This is a genomic window from Streptosporangium sp. NPDC000509 (assembly GCF_042898365.1).
Lineage (GTDB): Bacteria > Actinomycetota > Actinomycetes > Streptosporangiales > Streptosporangiaceae > Streptosporangium.
This window is the reverse complement of record NZ_JBIAYX010000042.1, coordinates 1-4,163: the sequence shown is the minus strand read 5'-3', so window position 1 is coordinate 4,163 and position 4,163 is coordinate 1. Positions and strand designations below refer to the sequence as shown.

The 4,163-nt window shown below is 75.4% G+C and carries 1 protein-coding gene; it reads left to right on the top strand.

The genetic code is table 11. From position 1 onward, the window contains the following. On the top strand, window positions 1–4,163 hold a 4,163-nt coding region (locus ACFY3D_RS39450; protein ID WP_389989634.1), incomplete at both ends, for an SDR family NAD(P)-dependent oxidoreductase.

Genomic DNA, 4,163 nt, shown 5'->3' with positions numbered 1-4,163 from the left:
CCTGAGGGGGGTGGGGTGCGGCGGGCGGGGGTGTCGTCGTTCGGGATCAGTGGGACCAACGCGCATGTCATCCTCGAACAGGCACCCGACGACCCCGCCGAGACACCGAATGTCTCCGATCACGCCGATCGGCCCGCGACCGCGCCCGCTCCCCCCGTGCTGCTGTCCGGGGACAGCCCCGCCGCTCTGCGCAGGCAGGCCGAGGCGCTGGCCGACCACCTTCAGGCCCATCCGGGGCTGGACCCGCGTGACGTGGCGGCCACCCTCGTCTCCAGGGCGCGGCTCGGCCACGGCGCCGCCGTACTCGCCGACCACCTGCCCGCCCTGCGCGCCCTGGCACGGGGCGAACTCCACGACGAGGTCGTCACCGGCGAGAAGGCCCCGGGCAGGACGGTCTTCGTCTTCCCCGGCCAGGGATCGCAGTGGCCCGAGATGGCCCGCGCGCTCCTGGACTCCGACCACACCTTCCGCGCCGAGATCGAGGCCTGCGAGGAGGCGTTCGCCGGACACACCGACTGGTCCCTCACCGCCGTGCTCCGTGGCGACGCCGGCGCGCCACCACTGGAGCGCGTCGACGTCGTGCAGCCGGTGCTCTTCGCGATGATGGTGTCGCTCGCGGCGATGTGGCGCGCCGCCGGAGTACGGCCGGACGCCGTGGTCGGGCACTCACAGGGCGAGATCGCCGCGGCCTACGTGGCGGGCGCGCTGTCGCTGGCGGACGCCGCGAAGATCGTCACACTCCGCAGCAGGGCGATCGCCCGCATCGCGGGGAACGGCGGCATGGTGTCGGTGGCGTTGGGCGCCGACGAGCTGGCCCGGGTCCTGACGCGCCGGCCGGGGGAGATCGAGATCGCGGTGCGCAACGGACCACGCTCCACGGTGGTCGCGGGAGGCGCGGACGCCCTCGACGAACTGCTCGCGTGGTGCGACGAGCAGGGCGTGCGCGCCCGCCGCGTCCCGGTGGACTACGCCTCGCACACCCGACACGTCGAACCCCTGCGCGAGGACCTGCTGGAGACGCTCACCGGCCTGGAACCGAGGCCGGCCGAGATCGCGTTCCACTCCTCGGTGACCGGGGAACCGGCCGACACCGCCACGCTCGACGCCGGGTACTGGTATCGGAACCTCCGCGAGACCGTGGAGTTCGAAGCAGCCGTCCACGGCCTGCTCGACACGGGACACCACCGGTTCGTCGAGGTGAGCCCGCACCCGGTGCTCACCGTGGCCGTCGAGGAGATCCTCGCCGAGCGGGGCCTGCCCGGGCTGGCGGGCGGCACGCTGCGGCGCGGCGAGGGCGGCACGGAGACGTTCCGCCGCGCCCTCGCCGTGGCCCACCTCGGCGGCGTCCCCGTCTCCTGGACGACGACGGGCACCTCTGTCGTGGACCTGCCGACCTACCGGTTCGAGCGCGAGCGCTACTGGCTCACCCCCTCCGCCGGCTCGGCCCTGGCATCCGGGCTCGGGCCGTCCGCCGTCCGCCACCCGCTGCTGGGGGCGATGGTCGCGCTCGTGGACGGCGGCGCGGTGCTGACCGGCCGACTCGACACGGCGGCGCAGGGGTGGCTCGCCGACCACTCGGTGTTCCGCACCGTGCTGGCACCCGGCACGGTTCTCGCCGAACTCGCCACCCGGGCCGGGGACCTCGTCGGCTGCCCCGAGGTGCGCGAGCTGACCGTCCAGGCGCCTCTCGTCCTCACCCACGGACGCCCGGCGCCGCTGCAGGTGCTCGTCGCGGCCCCCGACGAGCATGGCCGCCGGACCGTGGAGGTGCACGCGCGCTCGTCCGAGAACGCGCCGTGGACCCGGCACGCGGCCGGTACCCTCGCCCCCGGGACGACAGGGGCCACGCGGGTCGCATGGCCTCCCCCCGGAGCCGAGAGCGTCGACGTCACCGACGTGTACGCACGGCTGTACCGGCTCGGCTACGACTACGGCCCGGCCTTCCAGGGGCTGGCCGCCGTATGGCGAGCCGGCGACGGCGACGACGGCACGGTCTACGCCGAGCTCGTCGCGGCCGAGGCCCGGGGTACCGCGGGTGAGGATTTCGTCCTTCACCCGGCACTGCTCGACGCCGCTCTGCATCCGGTGGTGGCCGGGCTGGCCGGACTCGCCGCCCCCGACCCGGACCATCCCCTCCTGCCGTTCGCCTTCGAGGGCCTGCGCCTGACCGGCGGGGCGAAGCGAGGGCGGGAAGGGCTGCGGGCGCGCATCGAGCCGCTCGGCGCCTCCCGGTTCCGCTACACCTTCGCGGACCTGGAAGGAGAGATCGTCGGCGCCGTCGAGTCCGTGGCGTTCCGCCCGGCCGCCCGCGCCGAACTCGCCGCGGCCCGCCCCGAGGCCGACACCTACCGGGTCGGCTGGGAGCGACCGGCCGAGACGGGTCCGGCTCCCGGGAACGTCGTCGTGCTCGGCGGCTTCAGCGGCCCCGACGACCCAGGTGGCCCCGGTGGCCTCGTCACGACGGACGGGGACGTCGGCGTGGTCGACGACCTGCTGTCGGCGGCCGGCGCCGGAGCCGTGCTCGTACCCGTGGGCGGGCGGACGGGCGACGTGGTCGCGGAGGCGTACGAGCGGACCGCCGCCGTCCTGGGACTGCTCCAGGAATGGCTCCGCCATCCCGGGTTCGACGGTATCCGGCTCTCGGTCGTGGTGGCCGAGTCCGACCTCGCGTCCGCCCCGGTCCGTGGTCTGGTCCGCACCGCCGCCGCCGAACACCCCGGCCGGTTCACCCTGGTCACCGTCGACGGTCCCGCCCCCGCCGCGCTGCTCGCCGCCGAGCACGGCGAACGCGAGGTGGCCGTACGCGGCGGCGAGCTGCTGGTGCCCAGACTCGCCTCCCGCGACCTCGGCGGGAACACCCCCCACGACTCCGCCCCACGCGACTCCGCCTCCCGCGACTCCGGATCCCCGGTGGGGACATCGGCCGGCACCGTCCTCGTCACCGGAGGCACCGGAACCCTCGGCGCGCTGGTCGCCCGCAGGCTCGCCGCTTCGGCGAACCCCCCGCACCTGCTGCTGGTGAGCCGCTCGGGGCCGCGAGCGCCGGGCGCCGAGGACCTGGCCGAGGAACTCACCGCGACCGGAGCCGGGGTGAGCGTGGTGGCCTGCGACGTCGCCGACCGTGCGGCCGTGGCGGAACTGCTGGAGTCCATCCCCGCGGACCGCCCGCTCAGGTCGGTGATCCACACCGCGGGACTGCTCGCGGACGCCACGGTCACCGGGATGACCACCGAGGAACTGGCCGTCGCGCTGCGGCCCAAGGTGGACGCGGCGTGGCACCTGCACGAGCTGACCGCGGGCCTCCCCCTGGAGGGCTTCGTGCTCTTCTCCTCCGCCGTGGCCACATTCGGCGTACCCGGGCAGGCGAACTACGCCGCTGCCAACGCCTTCCTCGACGCACTGGCCGAGCACCGGCGCCGTACCGGTCTGCCGGCCACGGCCGTCGCCTGGGGCCTGTGGGAGGAGGCGAGCGCGATGACCGCCCACCTCGGCGCGGCCGACCGCGCCCGGCTCGCCAGGTACGGTGTCGGCCCGGTCGAGACCGGTCGCGCGCTGGACGTGCTCGAACGGGTGCGTGACGCCCACACCGTGGTGTCGCCCCTGGACGAGGGCGTGCTGCGGGACGAGGCGGCCGCGGGCCGCCTGCCCGCCCTGTTCTCCGGAATCGTCAAGCCGCCCGCCGCGGCCCGGCGGACGGCGGCCGACGGCGCCTGGGTGCGGCGGCTGCGGGCCGAACCGCCACACGAGCGGTCTCGCACCGCCACCGGGCTCGTACGCGAACAGGCCGCGGCCGTCCTCGGCCGCGAGGACGCGGACGGGGTGGGCGCGGACCGGCCGCTGAAGGAGCTCGGCTTCGACTCGCTGACCGCCGTCGAGCTGCGCAACCGGCTCAACACGCTCACCGGCCTCACCCTGCCCCCCACCGTCGCCTTCGAGTTCCCCACCGTCGCGGCGCTCGCGGGGCACCTGCTGGACGCCCTGTCGGCACAGGAGAGCACCGCGCCCGTGACCGTGAAGGGAACCGACGTCTCGGACCCGGTGGTGATCGTGGGGATGGGGTGCCGGTTCCCCGGTGGGGTGGCCTCGCCCGAGGATTTGTGGGAGCTGGTGGCGTCGGGGACGGACGCGATCGGGGAGTTTCCCGCCGATCGCGGCTGGGACCT